The sequence below is a fragment of the Croceicoccus pelagius genome (genome assembly GCF_001661915.1).
Classification (GTDB): Bacteria; Pseudomonadota; Alphaproteobacteria; order Sphingomonadales; family Sphingomonadaceae; genus Croceicoccus; species Croceicoccus pelagius.
In genome coordinates this window covers 58,109-80,718 of the sequence record NZ_LYWY01000034.1, presented here as the reverse complement: position 1 = coordinate 80,718, position 22,610 = coordinate 58,109, and the positions used below count along the sequence as shown (strand labels likewise).

Here is a 22,610-nt window from a genome sequence, read left to right as displayed (position 1 = left end):
AGGAAATCGCGATCAGGCGCTCCCTTCGGGCGGTGCGCCGGTCACGTCATGCGCAGGTCCGCCTTCGAGTACGAAGCGGCGGTCGCAATAGCCGCAGTCGACATAGCCCTTCTCGTCGATTTCGAGCCAAACGCGCGGGTGGCCAAGGGCGGCACCGCCGCGGATATCGGTGGCCCCGTCGCACTTCACGCGGGACTTGTCCGTGTAGATCGTTTCGGGCGGCTGATTCATGGCCATGCCGATTACCAACAGGTCCGCCCTCCCGCAAGCGGGAGTTGCGGCAGAAAAATGGCAGTCGGTGCACACCACTTGCCTCGCGTCCCGCCATGGCGCATGAGACGGCGCGTGACCGAAGCTGCAATTTCCATCCGCAACCTGACCAAGCGTTATGCCCCCACCGGCAAGCAGGAGGAGGGCAAGCTCGCCCTTGACGACGTGACGTTCGACGTGCCGCAGGGCGGCATCTTCGGACTCCTCGGCCCCAACGGTGCGGGGAAGTCGACGCTGATCAACATCATGGCGGGCCTTGTCGGCAAGACGAGCGGATCGGTTTCGATCTGGGGTTTCGACATCGACCGCGATCGCCGCAATGCCAAGGCGTCGATCGGCATCGTGCCGCAGGAAATCGTCTTCGACCCCTTCTTCACCCCCGCAGAAGTTTTGGACAACACCGCCGGATACTACGGCGTGCCCAAGGCCGATCGCCGGACTGCGGAACTGCTGCAGGCCGTACGCCTGGAGGACAAGGCAGACGCCTATGCACGATCATTGTCGGGCGGCATGAAGCGCCGGTTGCTGGTGGCCAAGGCCATGGTCCACTCGCCGCCGATCCTGGTACTCGACGAGCCGACCGCGGGCGTCGACGTCGATCTGCGTCGCCAGCTTTGGGAACTGGTCGTCGACCTCAACAAGCGCGGCGTGACGGTAGTGCTGACCACGCACTACCTCGAAGAAGCGGAAGAGCTTTGCGACCGCATCGCGATCATCAACCACGGCAAGCTGATCGCCGACAAGCCGACGCGCGAACTGATCGCGCTTGGCCGCGAGAAGGTGGTGGTCCTGACGCTCGACCGCGACATTACCACCGCGCCCGCGCACGAGGCGTTCAGCAAGAGCGAAGTGACTGCAGACCGCACTGTCGCGATCACGTACGACATGGACCGCATGAATGCGGGCGAAGTACTGACGTTGGTGAACCAGCAAGGCTATTCGATCGTCGACGTCACTACGCGCGAGGCGGACCTTGAAGATGTCTTCGTACAGCTGACAAGCGAGGCGGCGGGCTGAATGGTCACGCCCTTGCGGTAGGCAGGCTTTGCAAGGGGAGGGCGCTATCCCTACCTTATAGGGGATGAGCGAGCCTCAATACCTGACCGGACGCATTCTCCTGGCCATGCCGGGGATGGGCGATCCGAATTTCGAACACGCGGTGATTCCCATATTCGTGCACGGCGAGGAAGGCGCGTTCGGCGTCGGCATCGGCCACTTGCGCGAAGGCATCACGTTCCACGACGTCCTGCGCGAAATGGACATTGAACCTGGCGTCGCGCCCGATTGCCCTATCCACCACGGCGGGCCGGTCGAAACGGGCCGGGGCTTCGTCATCCACTCCACCGACTGGAGCGACGATTCCACCATGCTGGTCGAGCCCTTGGGCGCTCTGTCCAGTTCCGCCGCAATTCTGCGCGCGATCGCTGACGGCGAGGGGCCTGAGCGGTGGATCATGTCGCTTGGTTATGCCGGTTGGGACGATGGCCAGCTGGACGAGGAAATGCACCGCCACGGCTGGTACGCGGCCGAGGGGCGGCCCGCGATCCTGTTCGATGCCGAAGCGGAAGGCCGCTGGGCCGCGACATGGGCGGCAGAGGGTGTCGATCCCTCGCTGCTCGTCGCCCAGACCGGAAACGCCTGAGGGCTAGTCGATCCGCGCCGGTATGCCGTCCGCGCCGGGCAGGCCGGACACCACTTCATCGACCGCCGTACCTTTTTCGGGAAAGCGCACGAACAGCACGAGTAGCGTCGCGCAGGCCCACGCAATGGCAGAGCAGAAATAGAGCCATTCGGGGTGCCCAGCACCCGCAGTCCACGATGCCATCCAGGCCCCCAGCGGTCGCCCGAAATTGCCCATGGCCATGTAGATCGTGAATTGCGTAGCCGCCACCGCGGGCAGGCACAGGCGCATGCAGATCGGGATGGTCGCGACGATGTAGAGCAGGGCGAGAATGTCGAACAGGATGATGAAGGTCGTCAGCCACCAGTCCTGCGTCCAGAGGTCGGTGGCGAAACCCATGAAAGTGAGCAGGACGATACCCAGCCCCGCGCCGATCAGCAGGCTGGCCCGCGATCCGATGGCATCAACCATCCATCCTCCGATGACGAGGCCAAGCAATCCGCTCACTAGCGACGAGGTGGAAATGAGATTGGTGTAGCCACTGATCTCCCACCCCGCGATCTGGGTGAAGAGTTCGGGGTGAAACGCCTCAAACGCGCCGTGCGGGACGGATCGGGCCAGGAGGATAGGTGCGATACCCAGCGTGATCGGCACGACCAGCGCCTTGAACGACGACTTGAGCAGTGGCCACCACGCCTCGACCTGAATGGCGAGATTACCTGGGTGGGCCTCTCCCTCGGTCCAGGGCAGACGGCGTTCGCCGTCGCGTTCGCGAATGGCCATGCCGAACAGCATGATGGCCAGCGGAATGACCGCAAGAACGGCAAGGCCGACAGGAAGGTCGAAATACTGGAACAGCGTCCCGCCCAGCGATGTCGAAGCCGCGATGCCGAGCAGTTGCGCCCCGAACATGATCCCCGCCGCGCGCGCTCGCTCGTCCTCCGGCATGATATCGACGGCAAGGCTGTCGATACCGACGTCCTGAAAAGTCACTGCCGCATTCGAGGCAAAGCCGAGCGCGGAAAGAAGGAAAACCGCACGCGCATCGGGCGACAGCAGTGCGCCGATAAGGAAAGATGTTACGATCACGCCTTGCGCGCAGATGATCCAGATCCGCCTGCGCCCCATCGGAAGATAGGTATAACGGTCGATCAGAAACCCGTTCACGAGCTTCAACGACCACGGCAGGCTGGCCGCGGCGACGACCGATGCGACTTGCGGCGTGCTCGCGCCGTTGACGCTCATCCATGCGGGGAGGGCGTAGAAGAAGAGCCCGATCGGAAAGCCTTGCGCGAAATAGAACAGCAGCAGCGTCAACAGGCGGAGCGGCTTGCTCCTCGTCAGGATAAGCCCGTTGCCCGCACCGATCGCAATGCTCGCCATAGATAGTCCCCCTGCGGCGAGTATGCAGGAAGAGTGCGCGGTGCCAAAGCGCGGAATAGCGTGGTTTTCTAGGCTTTTGCCAATTTCAGCAGGTCTGCGGACAGCAGCATCAGCATCCTGACGTCGATCGCCTTGCCGGCGTTGCGCTGCCCGTCGATGAACGCGCCGATGGCGTCCAGCGGCACGCGGTGGACTGTTATGTCCTCGCTCTCCGTGCCGCCGCCGGGGCCGACCCTGGTGAGACCTTTTGCGATCACCAGCGTGAAGCTTTCGGTCACCATGCCGGGGCTCGACATGAATTCGCCCGCGTCGATCAGTCGGTCCGCGCGGTAGCCGGTTTCCTCTTCAAGCTCGCGTCCCGCTGCATCGAGCGCGTGTTCACCCTCGCTTCCGTCATCGTCGCCGATAAGGCCCGCGGGAAGTTCGATGCAGGGCTTCGACAGGGGGGTGCGATACTGTTCCACCAGAAGGACATGGCCATCGTCGACGGCCAGGATCACCGCCGCGCGGATCGAGCGCGAGCGACTGACATATTCCCAGCGGCCACGTTTCTTCGCGACGATCCAGTCGCCTTCCCAGCAGACCTTTTCAGGCTGATCCATGTCGTTCATTTCGGGCGCGTTCAAAGTTCGATCAACCGGTCGGGCAGTTCGTTCTGATCGTCCTCTGCGCGGGGGAAGTGTTCGGCCAGTACCTTGCCGACTTCGTGCACGGCCTCGACCATGCCGTCGGCCACGCGGCCATCGCGCACGCACGTGATCATCGCGCTCATCGCGTCGCCCCATGTTTCGGGGCTGACTTTCTCGGCAATCGCTTCGTCGGCTACGATTTCTGCCCGATGTTCGCGCATCGAAAGGTAGATGAGAACGCCGGTGCGGCCATGCGTACGGCGCTCCGCCCCGACCTTGAAAAGATCGACTGCGCGGGCGCGGACACGGCGGCCTTTCACCGGGCCGGGGACGAGCAGAAACTTCAATGGCGGCCACATCTGGATCAGCCAAGTGCCAAGGAACTTCATGATCCCGAAACCGCCAGCGACGGCAAAGATGGCCCCCGCGCTCCATTGCGCGTTCCAGTTGCCGGTCACACTGTCGAGCAAGCCCAGGTAGAAGTCGGGAAACAGCGCCAGCGCCATGATCGCAGTGAAGGCGACAAGCGCCGACCATGCCAGCGCGATGTCGGAATAGCCGTCGGACCTGTCTGCCAGAACGGTAACGATTTCGCCCGACGTGTGCAGTTCCGCCGCGGCAACCGCATCGCTGACCTGCTTGTGCTCTGCTTCATCAAGATAGACAGGACGGCCCATCACCAGCTCCCCGATGCGCCGCCGCCGCCGGACATGCCGCCGCCGAAACCCCCGAAACCGCCACCGCCGCCGCCGCCAAAGCCGCCCGAGCTACGTCCGCCCGAGTGGCGGGCGATTTCACTAACGCCCCAAAGAACGACCCAGGGATCGATCCCGCCACCCCTGCGATAGCGCCGACCGCGACTGCGCTTGCCGAAAAGAAGCATGAACACGACGATCATGATGACCCAGAAGACGAAGCCGCCAGCGGTGGAGCCAGTGATCTGGCCTGCCATTTCGCGCTGCTGCGCTTCGGCAGCGGCGGCCGCTTCGGCAACGGCCTTCGCCTCTGCCGGCGTCAGGTCCATCTGGGTGATGAGAGAGTCGAGCCCGGCATTGATGCCGCCCGGATAATCGCCCGCCTTGAAGGCCGGCAGGATATCGTTTCGCACGATCCGGCCTGACAGGATGTCAGTGACGTAAGGGGTGAGGCCATAGCCCACCTCGATCCGGACCTTGCGGTCATTGGGCGCGACCAGAAGCAACAAGCCCTGATCCGTCTCCGCACCGCCGATGCCCCATTCCGCGAACATGTTGGCCGCGTACATCTCGATCGTTTCGCCATCGAGCGAATTGACGGTGGCGACAACAACCGCGCGGCCCGTCTGCTCGTTATAGGCACGCAGGCGCGCATCCATCGCCGCTTCCTGATCGGCGGGAATGATGTCCGCCTGGTCCAGCACGGGACCTTCGGGGCGTTCGGGATAGGCCGCCCATGCCGGCGAGCCCGAAAGGCCCGCCAGCAGGGCGAAAGCGGCAAGAAAGCGGAACAGCACGCTCACGACAGTTCGCTGATCAATTTGCCGCGGCTGCGGGCTGATCAGCGCCGGTGTTGTCGTTAGCCGCGGGTTCGCCGCTCATCGTGCCGAAGTCGACGGTGGGTGCGGTTTCAGCGCCGGGCGCGGCGTTGAACGGCTCCATCGGCTCCGCGCCATGGATGATCTTCGCGCCGATCACGTCGGGAAAGGTACGGATCGTGGTGTTATATTCCTGCACCGCTTCGTTATAGCGGACGCGTGCCACGTTGATCTGGTTTTCCGCGCCTTCGAGCGCGGTCATCAGGTCGGCAAAGCGGGCCTGGCTCTGCAGGGTCGGATAGTTTTCGACCACGGTGCGAAGCTGGCCGAGCGCCTGCGTCAGCTGGTTCTGCGCTTCGGAAAAACGGCGCAGTTCTTCCGGGTTCGACAGGTCGTCGGTAGTAATGTTGATCGAAGTTGCGCGAGCGCGGGCTTCGGTCACATTGGTCAGAATCTGCGTTTCCGAAGCGGCTGCGGCCTGAACCGTCGCGACGAGGTTCGGGACGAGGTCGGCGCGGCGCTGGTATGCGCTCTGCACGTCGGCCCAGCGGGCCTTGGCGTTTTCTTCCGCCGTCGGAACCGAGTTTATGCCGCAGGCGGCAAGCGAAAGCGCGGCGAGGCCAGCAATGGCCATGCGCAGGGCGCGGGTCAATGGGCGCAGTGCGCGGGTGAACGGGCCGGTGGTCATGCGATCAATTCCCTCTCGAATGGGTCCGTTGCCAATGTCTGTTTCCCGATAGCGGGGGTGTATTACGCATATAAGGCGGTTTGCCATGCGTGCAACAGGGCAGGATGCTCGCATCGCCCTGTTCTGTCGGTGATTGTCATGGCTCGCGGCTTGCGAAAGCGTGGCGGTTGGGCAGGATGCCATGCCAACGGGTCTGAAAACATGCAGGGGAAGACAGGCACATGATGGCCGAGTTCAAGAAATTCATCGCGCGCGGCAACGTCCTCGACCTCGCCGTCGGCGTGGTAATCGGTGCTGCGTTCGGCAAGATCACCACGTCGCTGACCGAGAGCATCCTGATGCCGATCATCGGCGCGATCTTTGGATCGGTCGATTTTTCGAACAAGTTCATCCGGTTGGGCGCTGTTCCCGAAGGATATGACGGCGCTCTCGACAACTATGCCGCGCTGAAAGAGGCGGGCGTCCCGATGATCGGGTACGGCGATCTCATCACGCAGATCCTGAATTTTCTCATCATCGCATTCGCGCTGTTCATGATCGTGCGCGGCGTGAACCGCATGATGGACGCGATGGAGGAAGAGAAGAAGGCGGCCGAGGAAACCGCGAAAAGCGATGCGGTCCCGACAGACCCCACGCTCGACACGCTCAAGGAAATCCTTGCCGAGCTGAAGAAGAAGCCCTGATTTTTCCGGCGCTCACTTCACATTAAGATCGGCATCGCTATATAGGTCGGTGCCGGTTTCGGCCGGCTATGGCGATAAATTGCGGTGTGCAATAGGCACAGCGGACCCGGGGGCAGTACCCGGCGGCTCCACCATTTTCCTCCTGTTATCGAGGGGTTGGTATCAGGGGGCCGAACCAGGATCGACGTGTGTTGAAAGACATTGTTTTCGCCCGGGCTGAGTAACCCGTTAAAGGCTCAAAACTCACAAGTGCCAACGATAACGAAGCACTCGCTCTCGCTGCGTAACCTGACGGCCTAACGGCCTGATCTTACAAAGCTAAAGCGCGGTTGGACCCACCGGGCAACAGAAGCGGATTCCGGGGCCCCGGGGGGCGGCTAGCAACAGAAGTCCCCCCACCTGTCTCGACATGAGAGAGCAAAGGTGGCGGGCGGATCGAAGTTCCTGCTCCCCAAAAAAGCCAAGACGCGGGCGGCTAGCACCAGAAATTCCCCAGCTACCTGATTTAAAAGAACAACTTTTGCCGAATGCGCAGCGCTCCTGCTCGTTCATCAAGAGCGCGGGCGGCGAAAAACAGACGTCCTCACCTTTCCGACATCGCCAAGCTTTGGTCCGACTCGTCGTGGCGTGGTATCTTGCGCCTGTCGGCCACGAGCCAGATTGGATCGCGGCCAAAGGAGCGCACGCCTGAGACGCGTCGCCCATTACCGGAGAGCAAGCCCATGAAACTCGTTGGCGAAGAGGTTCACGTATCCACCGGCGAAGCGCGGGGCGGCGATACGCCGCATGTCATGCGCTATGTCCTGCTGTTCAGCATCCTGCTGGCGATCCTGGTGCTGTCCGCCGTCTGGATCATCGGGGCATGGCGAAGCGCACCCGCCGATGGCTTGACGGTGACGGCCGAGCAGCACGCGCTGGGCGGCGGCAGGTAAGGACGCAGGCAGATAGGGACGGAGGAAAAAAGAAGGGCGCCCGTTTCGGGGCGCCCTGTTCAGTCTGGCTAGCAGTTCTTCAAATGCGTCAGCTGTCGGCGGGCACCGCCTCTGCTTCCGCGTTATCCTTTTGTGCGTTTTCGTGTCGGACGCAGTCGAGCATCTTCGCGCCGGCCATGAAAACCGAACCCGTGCAGGCGAGAAACAGCAGTTTGCCGCCAACGCCAGGGTACTGGCCCAGATAGACCGTGCCACGTTCGATGGCACCAAGGGCGAGTGCATAAGTCACCATGAACACTTCAAGCCGTGTCTTGATGACGAACAGTCGTCCGATCTTCTTGAGCTTCGAGGCCACGCCAGGGTCACTCCTTGTCTTGCGTCCGGTTCGGCCTTTCGAATCTGTCTAAAGTCTCGAAGGCTTTCGCGTTAATAAAACAGTAACCCCTCGTAAGTTCCGAAGCAAAAGCGTTAACCAAGTTCCTTAAGATTTAGAACGGAAAGCAGTTTTTCCCTTGCGTTCGCAACCTGTTCTCCAAGTTGCGGCCTGCCGATTTCGTCGGGTGCAATGGATTCCGGCCAGTATTGATCGATAACCGACGCGATTGATTCGGCCTTGTTCTCGTCGAGCAGGAAGCGCTGATCCACGGTTGCCGGATCGGCCACGACGCGCAGGCGCAGGCAGGCAGGGCCACCGCCGTTGGCCATCGACTGGCGTACGTCGACATAGAGTACTTTCCGGATCGGTCCGTTGCCCGCCAGCATGGCGTCCAGCCATCCGCTGACGGCCGCGCTGTCACGGCACTCGGTCGGCACGATCAGCGCGTGCTCGCCCGTCGGCAGTGTCAGAAGCTGCGCGTTGAACAGGTAGCTGGTGATCGCCTCATCAAGGCTCACTGCGCTGGCCGGAACCTCCACGATTTCCGCGCCGGGCACGGCATTGCGGATCGCGGCATGCGCGCCTTCGCGGTTGGCGAAGGCCTGTTCGTGGCAGAACAGGACGTGTTCGTTCGCGACGGCGACTACGTCGTTGTGGAACGCGCCCGCCTCGATCGCGACAGGCGACTGTTCGATGAACAGCGTGCGCGCATCGTCAAGACCGTGGCGGCGCGCGATGGCGCGGCTGGCCTGTTCGTGCTGCCGCGCGGGGAAGCGACCGCCGGGGCGGCCATAGACGAAGATTTCGACGCATGTGCCGGAATGGGCCGAACCCATCCGCATGTGGTTTGCCGCACCCTCGTCTCCGAAGGTGGGCGGGACGGGGCCGTGCACAACAAAATGATCTTCATTGCCGAATGCCACGCGAAGCTGCGCCAGCGTGTCGGGCCACTCGATCGAACGGTGCGGCATCGTGACGAGGTTCGCGACCGTCAGGTGGCAGCGCCCGTCCAAGGTATCGGGCGCCGGGCTGACCGTCGCGGCATTGGCCGTCCACATTGAGCTTGCCGACCAGGCCATCGCTTTCAGCGCAGGGTCCGCATCGTCGTCAAACGCCATATCGTCGAGGAACGACAGCTTAGGACGCGGCAGCGGCAGCAGGAAGCCTTGCGTCAGCCCCAGCGCCATGTTGTGCCGCATCTTGGCAATGCCCTGCAGCGCGGCGGCGCGGGGATAGGCGACCTTGCCTGCGTTCTTCGTCGCCGCAAGATTGCCGATGCTGAGCCCCGAATAATTGTGGCTGGGCCCGACGATGCCGTCGAAGTTGATCTCTACCAGTGCCATCAGCGTGCCGCCCAGCAGACCTGGTCGCCGTCGGCGACCTTCAGTGCTTCGCGCGTCGCGGGGTCAAGCGCGATCGCCCCGTCATCGCCGACCTCGATGCGGCCCATGCAGCAGCGGAAACTGCCCAGACGGCCCGTGGCGACCAGCGCCTTGGTGCCATGCGCGGGCGCCTTGTGCGTGACGGTGGCGCTCGAGGTATTTGCAATCGTCTTAACCGCGTCGGTGCGCGCGGTCATCGTCGGGCCGCCGTCGAAGATGTCGATGTAATTTTCCCAGGCGAAACCTTCTTCTTCGAGCATCCGCATGGCGGGCCGTCCACTTTCGTGCGGCACCCCGATGGCCTCGCGCGCTTCTTCGGAGATCATCGCGACGTAGATGGGGTGGCGGGGCATGAGGTCGGCGATGAACTGGTTGCCGTTCAGCGCATTGAACTCGTCCGCATCGCGAAAGCCCATACCGAAGAAGCGGCCTGCGACACCGTCCCAGAACGGCGAGTTGCCGTGCGCGTCGACAATGCCGCGCAATTCGGCGAGCAGACGGTCGGCGAACCGCTTTCGATGCATGGCGATGAAGAGGTAACGGCTGCGCGCCAGCAGTAGGCCGAGACCGCCCGCGCGGGCGGACGGGTGCAGGAACAGGCCGCCGACTTCGCTAGACCCTTCAAGATCGGTGACGAGTTGCAGGGTGCGGTTGCGGAAAGTGCGGTCCAACTCGCGCGAATATGCGGTGTGGCCGGTGATGCGGTAGGAATAGAACGGCCAGGACCCGCCGATGCGGCTGAAGATCTGGCAGGTCCCCCGGATCGCGCCTGTTTCGGCATCCTCGAGCACCATGACGAACAGGTCGTCGGCGATCTCGTCGTCGTCGCGGGCGATGGCCGCTTCGTTGCGCTGAAGCTTTGCCTGCAGGGCAGGGCGGTTTGCGGGCAGGTTGGTAAACCCGCCGCCGGTGAGTTTCGCCATTTCGTACATGGCTTCAAGGTCATCGGCGCGCGCCGGTCGCATCACGTAAGTCATCGTGCGATCTCTCGTGCATCGAGGGCACCGAGCGCAAGCCGGTGAAACAGAAGTGCGGAAAGTTTTGCCCGTTCGGCAAGCGATTCGACGATCATGTATTCGTCGGGCGAGTGGATCGCGCCCCCGCGAACGCCCATCGTGTCGACCACGGGTACACCGCAGGCCGCGATGTTGTTGCCGTCGCACACGCCGCCGGTATCCTTGCGGCCATAGTGCAGACCCAGCCCTTCGCAGCAGTCCTGCACGGCGGAGAACAGCTTTTCAGCCTTCTCGTCGATTGGCTTGGGCGGGCGGGAGATCCCGCCGTGAAGGTGGATCTGCACGTCATGCTCGGCCGAAACTTCCTCCAGCATCAGCGAGAGCGAGAGGTCGAAGTGCTGGGCCGCCTTCAACGTTTTGGGCCGGATGTTGAAGCGCAGGACCGCGTGATCGGGCACGACGTTGTTCGCGCTCCCGCCCTCGATCTTGGCGGGGTTCACGCTCATCTCGTCATAAGTCAGCGCCTTCAGCCGCATGGCAAGGTCTGCCGCCGCGACGATGGCATTGCGCCCGTCCTGCGGATTGCGGCCCGCGTGGGCGGAGCGGCCCGTAACGATCAGGCTGTAATTCCCCGATCCGCCGCGGGCCCCTGCCAGCGTGCCGTCGGGCAATGTAGCAGGCTCGTATGTCAGTGCCGCCATCTTGCCGCGTGCGAGCCGTTCGATCAGCGGTGCCGAGGCGGCAGAGCCGGTTTCCTCGTCCGAATTGATCATCACGTCATAACCGATGTCGCCTGCTGCAGGGCTGGTCTCGAACACCTTCAACGCTTCGAGGATGACCGAGATGCCGCCCTTCATGTCGGCAAGGCCGGGTCCGTTGAGCACGCCGGGTTCGACCTCGCGCACAGTGCGGAAATCGGTGTCGGCGGGAAAGACCGTGTCCATGTGGCCGGTGAGCAGCAGGCGGCGGTTCGAATTGGGCCGGACCGAGACGACGAGATGCTTGCCGCGCGTCAGCGGCATTTCGCTGCCGTCAGTGCCGATGGCGGTAATCGGTTCGGGCTCCTCCAGGCGGATGTCGCCGGGAAGGGCGGAGAAAGCATCGGCCAGCGCCTGCGCCTGGCGGGCCAGGCCGTCGAGATTGCCGGTGCCGGACTGGATGCCGCTCCACGCCAGCGTGCGGTCCAGCATGGCGGCAGCATCGACCCGCTCCAGCATGGTCTGTTCGGTCGTATCTGGGATATTCGGTTTCATCGGAAACTTACCTAGCGACGAGCGGCCCATATTGCCAGCCGCCACCATGGCAGGAACCGACGCGCGATACGATGAATTCTCTTGCCAGAGGGGCGGGTATCTCTTGCCAGACCCGCGCAGGGTTGGCATGAGCCGCCCCGGCGAATCTGAAAATCCTCCCTCCCCAGGCCGTGCATGGTGCTATGAAGCCGTGCGCGCGATGGGCCGTGACACGAATTGTAACGACGAGGCAGGAAATTATGGTTGAACGCGTTGAAAAGGCTGGCCTTAAGGTCGAGACCGCACTGGCGCAATTTGTCGAAAGCGATGTTCTTGCACCGCTGGGAATGGATGCCCGCGTATTCTGGCAGGGCTTTGCCGACCTCCTCGAAAAGTTCGTACCGGTAAACCGTGCCCTGCTGGCCAAGCGTGACGACCTGCAGGCGAAGATCGATGCCTGGCACAAGGCGCGCGCCGGCAAGAAGATCGATATGGCCGAATACAAGGCCTTCCTGTTCGAGATCGGTTACCTGGTCCCCGAACCGGGCAACTTCGAGATCGGCACCGAGAACGTCGACGCGGAAATCGCGACGATGGCAGGGCCGCAGCTCGTCGTCCCCGTTCTCAACGCCCGTTTCGTTCTCAACGCCGCCAACGCACGCTGGGGCAGCCTCTATGATGCCTACTACGGCACCGATGCGCTGACCGACGAGCCGGTTCCGGCCGGCGGCTTCAATGCGAAGCGCGGCGCAATGGTTATCGCCAAGGGCCGCCAGACGCTCGATCACATCGTTCCGCTGGCAAGCGGTTCGTGGGCGGACCTTGAAAGCCGCGACGCGATCGAACTGGCGAACCCCGCGCAGTTCGTTGGCACGACCGAAAAGGGCAATCTTTACGTCCACAACGGCCTGCACCTCGAAGTGGTGTTCGATGCGGATCACCCCATCGGCAAGACCGACAAGGCGGGTATCGCCGACATTAACCTCGAAGCTGCGCTGACGACGATCGTCGACCTTGAAGATTCGGTCGCCGCCGTCGATGCAGAAGACAAGCGCGAGGCCTATACCAACTGGCTGGGCCTGATGCGCGGCACGCTGGAGGCGAGCTTCCAGAAGGGCGGCAAGACGATGACCCGCTCGCTGGAGGCGGACAGGGCCTATACCGCGACGGACGGCACGGCCGCGTCGCTGCCGGGCCGCAGCCTTCTGTTCGTGCGCAATGTCGGCCACCTGATGACCAACCCCGCGATCCTCCTGCCCGATGGGAGCGAGATTCCCGAGGGCATCATGGACGCCGTCATCACTAGCGCGATCAGCCGCCACGATCTTGAAAAGCTGGGCAAACTGGCCAATAGCCGCACCGGTTCGATCTATATCGTGAAGCCCAAGATGCACGGGCCGGAAGAGTGCAAGTTCACCAACGACCTGTTCGACGCGGTCGAGGACATGCTCGGTCTGGCGCGCCACACGATCAAGGTGGGCGTGATGGACGAGGAGCGCCGCACCAGCGCGAACCTTGCCGCCTGCATCCACGCCGTTCGCGATCGCATCGTGTTCATCAACACCGGCTTCCTCGACCGCACCGGCGACGAGATGCACACCTCGATGCAGGCCGGCCCGATGATCCGCAAAGGCGCGATGAAAGGCAGCGACTGGATCGCTGCCTATGAAAAGCGCAACGTCGCCATCGGCTTGAAGCACGGCCTTTCGGGCAAGGCGCAGATCGGCAAGGGCATGTGGGCCGCGCCCGACCGTATGGGCCAGATGCTGGTCGAAAAGATCGGCCATCCGATGACCGGCGCGAACACCGCCTGGGTTCCGTCGCCGACGGCCGCGACGCTGCATGCGCTGCACTATCACAAGGTGGATGTCTTCGCCCGGCAGCAGGAAGTCGCCGCGGAAGGTATTCCTCCGCTCGACAAGCTGCTGACCGTGCCGCTGGCTGACGGCGTGAACTGGTCGGAAGAGGAACTGCGCGAGGAACTGGACAACAATGCGCAGGGGCTTCTGGGCTATGTCGTGCGCTGGGTCGACCAGGGTGTCGGATGTTCCAAGGTGCCCGACATCAACGACGTCGGTCTGATGGAAGACCGCGCGACGCTGCGCATTTCCAGCCAGCACATGGCCAACTGGCTGCTCCACGGTGTCGTTTCCGAAGATCAGGTGATGGAAGCGCTTAACCGAATGGCTGCCAAGGTCGACGAACAGAACGCAGGCGATGCCGCTTACGAACCGCTTGTCGGGAACGAGGATGGCCCTGCCTTCCAGGCAGCCAAGGACCTCGTGTTCAAGGGTGTCGAACAGCCTTCGGGTTATACCGAGCCGCTGCTCCATGCATGGCGCTTGCGCAAGAAGGAACGCGCCGCTGCACCGGCTTGAATATGTCGCGCGGATAAATTTGTTCGCGTGAGGGCGGTTTAGTCTATAAACCCCGGGTAAAGCCAAGATCCTTACATGGTGCGGCATTGCCCGGGGACTTGCCCCGACCATTCGTTCGGGGATCGCCATTGTTTCAACGGCTTGCGACTTTTGACGTCAGTGCGGGGTTTGCCTCGCCGGCGGCGAAGCTTGGTGCGCAGGCGCTGTTCGGGCTTGCCTGTGCGCTTGCGATGATCGGGACGCGCAGCCTGCTCGATCTTGTCGCGCCGACCTCGGGGCCTTTCGCGCTGGTCTATCCCACCGTGTTGATCGCAACCCTCTTCGGGCATTGGCGGGCAGGGCTTGTCGCGTACCTTTTCAGTTTCTTCTGGGCATGGTGGTTCGTCCTGCCGTCGGTCGGCAGTTTCCAGTTTGTCGTGCCAACCGATCCTTCGCGCGTGGTGATCAACGCCTCTGCCGTCGCAGTCATCGCCTTGCTGGCCGAGACCTTCCGCCGCGCTGTTCAGACCGCAGCAGAGGCCCGCGATGCGGAGATCGAGCGGCGCGGTCTGCTGATGGCCGAGCTTGAACACCGCACCAAGAACAACTTCGCATTGGTGGCGAGCCTGCTGGAACTGCAAAAGCGCCGCACCGACGACGAAGCCGTGATCTCTGCGCTTGGCGAGGCCACGGGCCGCGTGCATACGTTCGCGCGGGCCTATGCGAACCTCGTAGATAGTCAGGGTGAGGGTAGCAGCGTCGAGATGCGCGATTATCTTGAAGAAGTGATCCTGCGCGTGCGCGAAGGGGCCTTTGCCGACAATGTGGCAGTGCAGACCGACATCGCATCGTGCGTTCTGCCGCGTCAGGTCGCGGTCGCGCTGGGGCTCTTCGTCAACGAAGCGATCACCAATTGCGCCAAGTACGCTTTCCCCGAAGGGCGCGCCGGCAGCGTCGATGTCGGCTTTACCTGTGACGGTTCGGGCTGGTCCGTGACCGTTCGCGACGATGGCGTCGGCAATTCGATCCAGCCGGAGGTGGAGGAAGCTCCGCTTCGCCGTGGCGGCGGCATGGGCACTGGCCTGATGCACGCCTTTGCGCGGCAGGCGGGGGCCGAGATGTCGGTCGAGCCGACCAATCGCGGCCATTGCGTCAAGCTGGTCAGCGAACCGGTCTGACGATCAACGCGGGGAGAGTTTCTCTGCGATCGAGACGAATTCACTCACCGACAGTGTTTCCGCGCGGCGTGTCTCGTCGATGCCGAGTTCCTTTAGCGCATCCAGCGCACCGGGCACGCGCTTCAGGCTCTGGCGCAGCATCTTGCGGCGCTGGCCGAAGGCGGCCTCGGTTACGGCTTCAAGCACCGGGCTCGACACGCCGGGCGGGGCGGGAACGGGCGTGACGTGGACGATGGCGCTCATCACCTTGGGTGGCGGGGTGAAGGCGCTGCGATGCACTTTCATCGCGATCTTGGCCGAAGAACGCCACTGCGACAGCACGGCAAGGCGGCCATAGGCACCGGTATTGGGCTCCGACACGATGCGCTGCGCGACTTCCAACTGGAACATCAGCGTTAGCGACGACCACTGCGGTGGCCATTCGGTCCCGCTCATCCAGCCGGTATAGAGCGCCGTGCCGACATTGTAAGGCAAGTTCGCGACGACCGCGTAGGGTCCGTCGAACAGGTCCGCCGGATCGTGGCGCATGGCATCGCCGTGGATCACGGTTAGCTGGCCGGGGAAATGTTCGTCGAGCTCGGCCAGCGCGGGCAGGCAACGCTCGTCCATTTCGATTGCAGTGACATTGGCTCCGGCGCGCAGCAGCGCCCGCGTCAGGCCGCCAGGCCCGGGACCGACTTCCAGGACGTTGCGGCCCCTGAGGTCACCCGGAATAGCGGCAATGCGATCAAGAAGCTGCTCATCCAGCAGGAAGTTCTGGCCCAGCGCTTTCGATGCGGACAGCCCGTACTGGCGGATCGTCTCGCGGATCGGGGGGAGACTCATGCCAACTGCTCCGCCCGTCGGTCGGCGCATTCGGCGGCCATGCGAAGCGCCGCGATCGTCGGCCCGGCATCGGCACGTCCCGTTCCGGCGAGCGAGAAGGCTGTCCCGTGATCGGGCGACGTGCGGATGATCGGGAGGCCCAGCGTCACGTTCACGCCCCGGTCGAAGTCGAGCGCCTTGATCGGGATCAGCGCCTGATCGTGATACATGCAGACGGCAAGGTCGTAATTGGCCCGCGCGGCGGCATGAAACATCGTGTCGCCCGCCAGTGGCCCTACGACATCGAGCCCTTCGGCGCGGAGTGCCTCCACGGCAGGGGCGATCACTTCGATTTCCTCGCGGCCCATCCGGCCCTGTTCTCCGGCATGGGGGTTAAGCCCTGCGACCGCGATGTGCGCGTTGGCAAGACCGAAGTCGCGCGCCAGCGCCTTTGCTGCGATGCGAATGCGGCTGGCGATCAGGTCCTGCGTCAGAAGCGCAGGGACACTGGCCAGCGAGACGTGCACGGTCATCGGCACGACTTTCAGCGACGGCCCGGCCAGCATCATCACTGCGTCTTCGGCCGCGACGTCGCACGCCTCGGCCACGAACTCCGTCTGTCCGGGATGCGCGAAGCCGACATTCTGCAATTCGGCCTTGGCAATCGGGCCGGTCACGAGCGCAGATGCGTTACCGCCGATGGCCAGATGGGTCGCGCGGACAAGGGAGGCGAGAGCGACCTCAGCGCCTTCGCGACAGGGAGCGCCGGGCGTGTAAGGCAACGGGCCGATATCCAGCACCGGCAGCGCGTCGGCAAAGATCTCGCCAGCCTCCGCAATGCTCTCGATACCGCGCACGGACGCCAGCGGCACATTCCCCGCGATTTCCTTCATCAGCGAAAGACTGCCCACGACCGCGAAAGGCGCGAGGCGTTCCTCCTCGCGCGCGGTCCAGGATTTCAGAAGGAGTTCGGGGCCGACGCCGGCCGGATCGCCAAGCGAGGCGACGAGGGGCGGGCGGACGCGCGTCATCGGGTCCGCCCCCAACCTCTTAGTTGTAGTCGATGACCGCGTCGCGGCGCAGGTCGCGCAGATAGATCTGGGCGCGCTTGTTGATACGCTCGTCCTCGATCTGCGCCATCAGTTCATCGAACGTCGGCCCGCCGGCCATGGCCGGGTCGGTGCGGCCGCAGACCATTAGAACCCGCACGCCTTCGGCAGCCGAACCGAAAGGTTGCGTGATACCGCCCTGCGGCAGCGCGAGCAGCGTTTCCTGAAGCTGCGGCGGCAGGTCCTTCACGCGCAGGTTGTCGTTCGACACGATCTGTGCGCCCATCGCGGCAGCGCCGCTTTCGGCTGCGCCGCAACCGTCAATCTGCTGCACTGCCTGTGCAAAGTCGTTCGCGCGCTTGGCGGCGGCGTCGGGCGACATGCCTTCGGGGAAGTCGATCGAGATCTGCTTGAGGCTCAGGATCGTCTCGCCCTTGTCGGCCATCAGGACCTTGCGGGTGTCGATGAGGTAGAGCAGCGAGTAACCGCCGCGCAGTTCGACCGGGCCGACCAGCTGTCCGGCCTGCATCTGCGACGCCGCTTCGGCGAGTTCGGGCGGAAGCTGCGCGAGGCGCACCCAGCCAAGATCGCCGCCGACCGCCGCGGTGGAGGCCTGGCTGAACTGGCGGGCATAAGCCACGAAACTGCCGCCTTCGCGCAGCTGTTCCATGATCTGCTGGGCCTGGCGCTGGACTTCGGCCTTCGTCTCGCTGGTGGCGGAAAGGAAGATTTCGCCAAGGCGGTATTCCTCGGTGCCGCGATCGGCCTTCAAACGGTCAAGACGCTCGTTCACTTCCTCTTCGGAAACGTTGATGAACGGCGCGATGTTACGGCGAAGAATACGCTGCCACGAAAGTTCGCCGCGGATCTGCTGCTTCATCGAAGCGGGCGAGGACTTTACGTTGTAGAGATAGGCATCCAGATCGCTCGGTGTCATGCCGAAGTTCTGTTGCGCGACACGGTTGTAGGTCGCCTCGACCTCCGAGTTCGAGACTTCGAGTTCCGAAGCCCTGGCTTCTTGGATCTGCAGCGTTTCGTCGATGAGGTTGCGCAGGACCTGAGCGCGCAGGCGCTGCTGGTCTTCTGCCGAAAGCTCGTTCTGGTTGGCCGCGAGGACGAGCGCGAGGCGCTGGTCGATGTCGGTGCCGGTGATGATCGTGCCGTTGACGATCGCGGTCGCGCCGCGGAACTGCGAAACCGGCTCCGCCCCGAGGATATCGGGGTTGGCGGGCAGATCGAGATTGGCGTTGGCGCCCGGATCGTCCGCATTGGCGGCGTTCGCGGCCGGGGTCTGGGCGGCCAGCGGGCCGGCCATCATGGCGGCGGCGCCCAGCATCAGACCCGCGCGGCCAGCCGCACGGAAGATCGTTTCGCTCATGGTCGAAGTCTTGCCCATGGTCATAAGTTTAGAACCTGACATCCCTTTTTGCCGCGCGGCGGGCGCGAACATTTGCATTACTCTGCGCCAATGGCCGGCCCCGGCTTAACCATAGATGAGCCGCCAAATGCCCCTGTATCCGGCCAAGGCGTTTAGGGTCATGGCCTTCGAAGGGCAACACAAGACCTCTCCTAGGCGGGGAAAAGGCTTAAAGGCCAAGACCCTTGAGGCTGAAACGGAACAGGAAAGTATTGCCCTTGCGCGCATCGCCCGTCGTGAAGCTGTCTCGCCGCCATGTCAGGGCGATCGACATGCATTCATCGTCATAGGCAACGCCGAGACGCGTGCGCAACGGATCGAAACCGTCCGACGTGAACGAGGGATCTTCCTCGCGGTCGGTGAGGTTCACGACGGTCGAACCGAACAGCGACCAGTAGTTGGCAAAGGCGACACGGCCTGCAAGGCGCAGTTCCTCGCGGTCACCAAGGTCTTCCAGCGTATCTGGAATGTTGCGGTCGAGGCGCAAGTAGCCTGCCTCGATATAAGTCTTGCGGCTGCCGACAGCGACGTCGAACTCGTTACGGCGGACGGCGAGGTTGTCCTTGTCCAGCCGGAAGCGGTGCGTGAACGAGACGAAATCGCGGAAACGCACTTCGCTGCGGCCCACGACGTCGGACGTACGCGATGTGAGGCCCGTGCCGTCGGGCAGGATGTCGGACTGGTTGGACAGGCGATAGGACTGGCCCAACGTCGTGTTGATGCGCCAGCCCGGCGCGGTCCAGCGCCAGTCGAAGCCGTATGTGACCCGAGCGCCGTCCTCAACCCGGTCGTATCCGGGGAAGCGGTTGAGCGCGAAGAGGTTTGAATCCTCCAGATCGACCGCGCGCGCATCCTCGTTCGGGATCGAGAGATTGCGGATCGGCGGGCTGGCGACGAACTGGACGCGCGGGGTCAGCACCTGGGTTCCGCCGAAGACGCCGCCGACGAGCGGCCACTTCACGTCCACGGCACCGATGGCCATGGCGCGGGTCTCCCACCCTTCGTTGCCGCGATAGAAGTCGACGCTGGTCAGCGCAGTTTCGTCGGTGTGATAGACATCGCCGCGGGCAAGGGCGGTGAAGGTCACTTCCTGCCCCATGCCGGTCAGCGTGCGCAGGCTCCATTCCGCGCGGGTAAAGGCGCGCTGCGTATCCTGCCCGTCGCTGCGTTCCAGCATCAGGGTGTTGGCCTGCAGCATGATCTTGCCACCCAGCACCGGATCGGACAGCCGGCGACGATAGTCGACCAGCGGCATGGCGAAAGGCACCAGCCCCTGCTCCTCGCCCGTGCGCAGCGTCTGCGTCGCCCAACCCGCGATCGAAAGGTAGCTGTCGTCGTCAATCCGCTCGACGTTGATCATCGAGCGAAGGCGGTCGTCGCGGCTGATGTCGTAGCGGCGCAGGAACGTGCGGTCGCTGGCAAGGCGGACCGATCCGGTGACGGACCAGTTCTCGTCCAGCTGGAACCGGCCGTTGGCGTCGAAATAGCCGCGCACCGATTCTTCCGACCCGGGCAGAACGTCGCTGGCATCGCCGCCAATGGGGATGCGCGAGCTGTTCGTCGCATAGCCGGTGACCTGATACGCTCCGTGCTCTGTCAAAGCGGAGTAGCTTGCCGACAGCAGCGGCGCGACATCGGAATAGACGCTGGCCCCCAGCGTCATTTCTCGGTTCGGGGCGAGACGCCAGTAGTATTCGCCCATCACCTCGATGCCGTTCGATTCCGAAAAGCGCAAGTTGGGCGTCTTGAGGCCGGAGACCGGCTGGCCGTCGGTACGGATGGTGATGCCCATCAGCGGCAGGATCGGCGCGCCGAACAGTTCCAGCTTCGCGCCCTTGAACCGTACGGTCTGGCTCTCGGGATCGAAGTTCACCTGCTTGGCGACGATGCGCCAGCTGGGATCGCGTGGGCAGCCTTCGGGCGTCTCGACGCGGCACGGGCTGTAGGCGGCATAGTCGAGGCGGACGGTCCCGTCCTCGTTGCGCGTACCCTTGCGGGCGGCAAGCCTTGCCCCTTCGTCTAGGACGAGAAGCAAGTTTTCCATTGCGCCTGCACGCAGTTCGTCGGTCAGTTCCAGCCGGTCGGTGTAGATCGTGTTCGCGGTTTCATCGCGCAGGCGCACATTGCCGCTTGCCACGATCAGCCCGCTTTCGCGGTCCCAGCGGATCTCGTTGGCTTCCAGCTGCTGGTTGCCGCGCCTTAAGACGACGTCGCCACTTGCGATGACGGTCTCGGTGCCGTTTTCATATCCGAGTTCGTCGGCCTCGAACGCGATTGCGCCAGCCTCGTCCGCTTCCTCGATACGGAAGGGCGGAGCGGGGTCAGGTTCTGGGTTTTCACCGCCGTTCCAGAAATAATCCGGCTCGCGCGCGGTATCCTCGCCGACTTCCTGTGCATGGGCCGGGACGGCGAGAAGGGCGGCGGCGGTCAGAGCACTGGCTGCGAGCAAGCCGTGGCGGCGTGGGACGTTCGCGCTCCGCAGCGTATTGGCGGATTCCGAATCGGCAGTCGGAACGGTCATCTGGGCACTCTGCGATCCGGGCGGCATGGCTTGCCTATTGCACCGCTCATGCCTAACTGCAACGCCGATAGAGCGGCATATCCCGCGTCGTGACCCCCGCTCGGCGCGTCCCCCCCTTTCGCTGCTCTCGATAAAAAGACAAAGCAGGAGCCTTCATGAACATCCGTTTCGCCTCCGAACTGCCCGCAGAAGTCCGCGTCGTCGCCCAGATCGTCGCGCAGGATGCGCTGCCCGCAGGCCTGCCGGCCACCGTGACCGAAGGGGCATCCGCCTCGCGCTTTTCGGGCAAGCCCGGCCAGCAGTTCGACGGCTTTGCTGAAGTCGACGGCAAGGTCCGCCGCATCGCGCTTTCGGGCGCTGGCCAGCCGAGCTCGGCCGAACGCCTCGCCAACCTCGAAAAGGCCGGCGCTGGCCTGACCGCAAAGTTCATCACCTCGGGCGAGGGCGCAATTGCCATCGATTTCGCCGACAGCGGCCTCGATGCCGAAGGCGCAGCCGCCGTCCTGATGGGCGCCCGCCTGCGTGCATGGCGCATCGACACCTATCGGACCCGCCTCAAGGAGGAGCAGAAGCCGACCTTGAAAGAAGTGGTCGCCGTCAATGCGCCCGAAGGCAGCGAAGCGGCTTGGGACGATGCCGCCGCTGTCGCGCTCGGCGTCGAGTTCACGCGCGAACTCGTTTCGGAACCCGGCAACATCATCTATCCCGAAAGCTTCGTCGCCCGCTGCAAGGCGCGCCTTGAAGGCACCGGCGTCGAAATCACCGTGCTCGACGTTGCAGAGATGGAAAAGCTGGGCATGGGCGCGCTGCTGGGCGTCGGTCAGGGTTCGGCCCGTCCGAGCCGCATTCTCGCCATGCACTGGAACGGCGGCGGCAGCGACAAGCCGACTGCGTTCGTCGGCAAGGGCGTGACGTTCGACACCGGCGGTATCTCGATCAAGCCGGCTGGCGGCATGGAAGACATGAAATGGGACATGGGCGGCGCTGGCGCCGTGGCAGGGGCCATGCTCGCGCTTGCCACACGCAAGGCCAAGGCGAACGTCGTGGGAATCTGCGGCCTTGCCGAGAACATGCCCGACGGCAACGCCCAGCGTCCCGGCGACGTCGTCACGTCGATGTCGGGCCAGACGATCGAAGTCATCAACACCGACGCCGAAGGCCGCCTTGTGCTGTGCGACGCGCTGACCTGGGTGCAGCAGACGTTCGAGCCCGAACGCATCGTCGACCTCGCTACGCTGACAGGCGCGATGGTGGTCGCGCTCGGCCATGAAAACGCCGGCATGTTCTCGAACGACGACGATCTTGCCGATGCCTTGTTCAAGGCGGGCCAGACCAGCGGCGACAAGCTGTGGCGCTTCCCGCTTTCGCCTGCCTACGACAAGCTGATCGACAGCCAGATCGCCGACATGAAGAACGTCGGCCCGCGCTGGGGCGGCTCGATCACGGCGGCGCAGTTCCTGCAGCGTTTCATCGAGGACGGCACCCCCTGGGCACACCTCGACATCGCGGGCATGGCATGGGCCGACAAGGCCGGTGCCACTTGGGACAAGGGCGCGACCGGTTTCGGCGTGCGCGTTCTCGACCGCTTTATCCGGGATACGTCCGAAGCCTGATCGGCT

Annotated in this window: 21 protein-coding genes and 1 other RNA gene; 8 read left to right on the top strand and 14 right to left on the bottom strand. The window is 63.7% G+C overall.

Annotated features, from left to right (window positions below; translation table 11 throughout):
- Positions 1-12 precede the first annotated feature (12 nt).
- The gene (locus A9D15_RS08265) at positions 13-231 is read right to left on the bottom strand and encodes a zinc-finger domain-containing protein (RefSeq protein ID WP_066764209.1); all 219 of its coding nucleotides are present in this window, start codon (positions 229-231) and stop codon (positions 13-15) included.
- Between the two features lie 102 nt (positions 232-333).
- Here A9D15_RS08265 and A9D15_RS08260 point away from each other — a divergent pair, with 102 nt between their 5' ends.
- Both A9D15_RS08260 and A9D15_RS08255 read left to right on the top strand, forming a co-directional pair.
- The gene (locus A9D15_RS08260; RefSeq protein WP_066763856.1) at positions 334-1,287 is read left to right on the top strand and encodes an ABC transporter ATP-binding protein; all 954 of its coding nucleotides are present in this window, start codon (positions 334-336) and stop codon (positions 1,285-1,287) included.
- 64 nt (positions 1,288-1,351) lie between these two features.
- On the top strand, positions 1,352-1,912 hold the full coding sequence (locus A9D15_RS08255; RefSeq protein ID WP_066763855.1) for a YqgE/AlgH family protein: 561 nt from the start codon (positions 1,352-1,354) through the stop codon (positions 1,910-1,912).
- 3 nt (positions 1,913-1,915) lie between these two features.
- Here the strand turns inward: A9D15_RS08255 and A9D15_RS08250 are convergent, their stop codons facing one another.
- The 5 genes from A9D15_RS08250 to A9D15_RS08230 form a co-directional block, all read right to left on the bottom strand.
- Positions 1,916-3,274, bottom strand: coding sequence for an MFS transporter (locus A9D15_RS08250; RefSeq protein ID WP_066763853.1), 1,359 nt, complete (start codon positions 3,272-3,274; stop codon positions 1,916-1,918).
- Positions 3,275-3,342: 68 nt separating this feature from the next.
- Positions 3,343-3,885, bottom strand: a complete 543-nt coding sequence (locus tag A9D15_RS08245) for an NUDIX hydrolase (RefSeq protein ID WP_066763852.1) — start codon at positions 3,883-3,885, stop codon at positions 3,343-3,345.
- 11 nt (positions 3,886-3,896) lie between these two features.
- The gene (locus A9D15_RS08240; protein ID WP_066763851.1) at positions 3,897-4,580 is read right to left on the bottom strand and encodes a TPM domain-containing protein; all 684 of its coding nucleotides are present in this window, start codon (positions 4,578-4,580) and stop codon (positions 3,897-3,899) included.
- A complete protein-coding gene (locus tag A9D15_RS08235) occupies positions 4,580-5,401 on the bottom strand; it encodes a TPM domain-containing protein (RefSeq protein ID WP_229660387.1) in 822 nt (273 codons plus the stop codon). The genes A9D15_RS08240 and A9D15_RS08235 overlap by 1 nt, the downstream gene beginning before the upstream one ends.
- 13 nt (positions 5,402-5,414) lie before the next feature.
- Complete coding sequence (locus tag A9D15_RS08230) at positions 5,415-6,104, bottom strand: LemA family protein (protein ID WP_082924356.1); 690 nt, start codon at positions 6,102-6,104, stop codon at positions 5,415-5,417.
- A 221-nt stretch (positions 6,105-6,325) separates the two neighbouring features.
- On the opposite strand from A9D15_RS08230, the gene mscL reads away from it, so the two are divergent.
- The 3 genes from mscL (at position 6,326) to A9D15_RS08215 (ending at position 7,719) form a co-directional block, all read left to right on the top strand.
- Positions 6,326-6,787 carry a large conductance mechanosensitive channel protein MscL gene (gene mscL, locus A9D15_RS08225; protein ID WP_066763850.1) on the top strand — a complete coding sequence of 154 codons (462 nt, stop codon included), beginning with the start codon at positions 6,326-6,328 and terminating at the stop codon, positions 6,785-6,787.
- 12 nt (positions 6,788-6,799) lie between these two features.
- Positions 6,800-7,147: a transfer-messenger RNA gene (gene ssrA, locus A9D15_RS08220) on the top strand.
- A gap of 362 nt (positions 7,148-7,509) precedes the next feature.
- Positions 7,510-7,719, top strand: a complete 210-nt coding sequence (locus A9D15_RS08215; protein ID WP_066763849.1) for a hypothetical protein — start codon at positions 7,510-7,512, stop codon at positions 7,717-7,719.
- An 88-nt stretch (positions 7,720-7,807) separates the two neighbouring features.
- Here A9D15_RS08215 and A9D15_RS08210 read toward each other — a convergent pair whose 3' ends face one another.
- From A9D15_RS08210 to A9D15_RS08195, 4 genes are all read right to left on the bottom strand, one after another.
- Entirely contained in the window at positions 7,808-8,011 is a 204-nt protein-coding gene (locus A9D15_RS08210) for a hypothetical protein (RefSeq protein ID WP_066764203.1), read from the bottom strand.
- A gap of 176 nt (positions 8,012-8,187) precedes the next feature.
- Positions 8,188-9,438 (bottom strand): N-succinylarginine dihydrolase, encoded by a 1,251-nt coding sequence (locus tag A9D15_RS08205; protein ID WP_066763848.1) that lies wholly within the window; start codon positions 9,436-9,438, stop codon positions 8,188-8,190.
- Positions 9,438-10,454, bottom strand: a complete 1,017-nt coding sequence (locus A9D15_RS08200; protein WP_066763846.1) for an arginine N-succinyltransferase — start codon at positions 10,452-10,454, stop codon at positions 9,438-9,440. The genes A9D15_RS08205 and A9D15_RS08200 overlap by 1 nt, the downstream gene beginning before the upstream one ends.
- On the bottom strand, positions 10,451-11,686 hold the full coding sequence (locus A9D15_RS08195; protein ID WP_066764201.1) for a hydrolase: 1,236 nt from the start codon (positions 11,684-11,686) through the stop codon (positions 10,451-10,453). Before A9D15_RS08195 ends, A9D15_RS08200 begins: the two co-directional genes overlap by 4 nt.
- Before the next feature lie 239 nt (positions 11,687-11,925).
- On the opposite strand from A9D15_RS08195, the gene A9D15_RS08190 reads away from it, so the two are divergent.
- Positions 11,926-14,043, top strand: coding sequence for a malate synthase G (locus tag A9D15_RS08190; RefSeq protein ID WP_066763845.1), 2,118 nt, complete (start codon positions 11,926-11,928; stop codon positions 14,041-14,043).
- Between the two features lie 128 nt (positions 14,044-14,171).
- Positions 14,172-15,200 carry a sensor histidine kinase gene (locus A9D15_RS08185; protein WP_066763844.1) on the top strand — a complete coding sequence of 343 codons (1,029 nt, stop codon included), beginning with the start codon at positions 14,172-14,174 and terminating at the stop codon, positions 15,198-15,200.
- A 3-nt stretch (positions 15,201-15,203) separates the two neighbouring features.
- Here the strand turns inward: A9D15_RS08185 and rsmA are convergent, their stop codons facing one another.
- The 4 genes from rsmA to A9D15_RS08165 form a co-directional block, all read right to left on the bottom strand.
- Positions 15,204-16,025, bottom strand: a complete 822-nt coding sequence (gene rsmA, locus A9D15_RS08180) for a 16S rRNA (adenine(1518)-N(6)/adenine(1519)-N(6))-dimethyltransferase RsmA (RefSeq protein ID WP_156521716.1) — start codon at positions 16,023-16,025, stop codon at positions 15,204-15,206.
- The gene (pdxA, locus tag A9D15_RS08175) at positions 16,022-17,035 is read right to left on the bottom strand and encodes a 4-hydroxythreonine-4-phosphate dehydrogenase PdxA (protein ID WP_066763842.1); all 1,014 of its coding nucleotides are present in this window, start codon (positions 17,033-17,035) and stop codon (positions 16,022-16,024) included. Before pdxA ends, rsmA begins: the two co-directional genes overlap by 4 nt.
- Before the next feature lie 19 nt (positions 17,036-17,054).
- The gene (locus tag A9D15_RS08170) at positions 17,055-18,431 is read right to left on the bottom strand and encodes a peptidylprolyl isomerase (protein WP_066764199.1); all 1,377 of its coding nucleotides are present in this window, start codon (positions 18,429-18,431) and stop codon (positions 17,055-17,057) included.
- A gap of 208 nt (positions 18,432-18,639) precedes the next feature.
- Entirely contained in the window at positions 18,640-20,991 is a 2,352-nt protein-coding gene (locus A9D15_RS08165; RefSeq protein WP_156521715.1) for an LPS-assembly protein LptD, read from the bottom strand.
- 155 nt (positions 20,992-21,146) lie between these two features.
- Between A9D15_RS08165 and A9D15_RS08160 the strand changes: the two genes are divergently transcribed.
- A complete protein-coding gene (locus A9D15_RS08160) occupies positions 21,147-22,604 on the top strand; it encodes a leucyl aminopeptidase (RefSeq protein WP_066763838.1) in 1,458 nt (485 codons plus the stop codon).
- Positions 22,605-22,610 lie beyond the last annotated feature (6 nt).

Coding starts and splice junctions, on each gene's coding strand:
- A9D15_RS08265 (WP_066764209.1), bottom strand. CDS start 231: ATGAATCAGCCGCCCGAAACGATCTACACGGACAAGTCCCGCGTGAAG.
- A9D15_RS08260 (WP_066763856.1), top strand. CDS start 334: ATGAGACGGCGCGTGACCGAAGCTGCAATTTCCATCCGCAACCTGACC.
- A9D15_RS08255 (WP_066763855.1), top strand. CDS start 1,352: ATGAGCGAGCCTCAATACCTGACCGGACGCATTCTCCTGGCCATGCCG.
- A9D15_RS08250 (WP_066763853.1), bottom strand. CDS start 3,274: ATGGCGAGCATTGCGATCGGTGCGGGCAACGGGCTTATCCTGACGAGG.
- A9D15_RS08245 (WP_066763852.1), bottom strand. CDS start 3,885: ATGAACGACATGGATCAGCCTGAAAAGGTCTGCTGGGAAGGCGACTGG.
- A9D15_RS08240 (WP_066763851.1), bottom strand. CDS start 4,580: ATGGGCCGTCCTGTCTATCTTGATGAAGCAGAGCACAAGCAGGTCAGC.
- A9D15_RS08230 (WP_082924356.1), bottom strand. CDS start 6,104: ATGACCACCGGCCCGTTCACCCGCGCACTGCGCCCATTGACCCGCGCC.
- mscL (WP_066763850.1), top strand. CDS start 6,326: ATGATGGCCGAGTTCAAGAAATTCATCGCGCGCGGCAACGTCCTCGAC.
- A9D15_RS08215 (WP_066763849.1), top strand. CDS start 7,510: ATGAAACTCGTTGGCGAAGAGGTTCACGTATCCACCGGCGAAGCGCGG.
- A9D15_RS08210 (WP_066764203.1), bottom strand. CDS start 8,011: ATGGTGACTTATGCACTCGCCCTTGGTGCCATCGAACGTGGCACGGTC.
- A9D15_RS08205 (WP_066763848.1), bottom strand. CDS start 9,438: ATGGCACTGGTAGAGATCAACTTCGACGGCATCGTCGGGCCCAGCCAC.
- A9D15_RS08200 (WP_066763846.1), bottom strand. CDS start 10,454: ATGACTTACGTGATGCGACCGGCGCGCGCCGATGACCTTGAAGCCATG.
- A9D15_RS08195 (WP_066764201.1), bottom strand. CDS start 11,686: ATGAAACCGAATATCCCAGATACGACCGAACAGACCATGCTGGAGCGG.
- A9D15_RS08190 (WP_066763845.1), top strand. CDS start 11,926: ATGGTTGAACGCGTTGAAAAGGCTGGCCTTAAGGTCGAGACCGCACTG.
- rsmA (WP_156521716.1), bottom strand. CDS start 16,025: ATGAGTCTCCCCCCGATCCGCGAGACGATCCGCCAGTACGGGCTGTCC.
- pdxA (WP_066763842.1), bottom strand. CDS start 17,035: ATGACGCGCGTCCGCCCGCCCCTCGTCGCCTCGCTTGGCGATCCGGCC.
- A9D15_RS08170 (WP_066764199.1), bottom strand. CDS start 18,431: ATGAGCGAAACGATCTTCCGTGCGGCTGGCCGCGCGGGTCTGATGCTG.
- A9D15_RS08165 (WP_156521715.1), bottom strand. CDS start 20,991: ATGACCGTTCCGACTGCCGATTCGGAATCCGCCAATACGCTGCGGAGC.
- A9D15_RS08160 (WP_066763838.1), top strand. CDS start 21,147: ATGAACATCCGTTTCGCCTCCGAACTGCCCGCAGAAGTCCGCGTCGTC.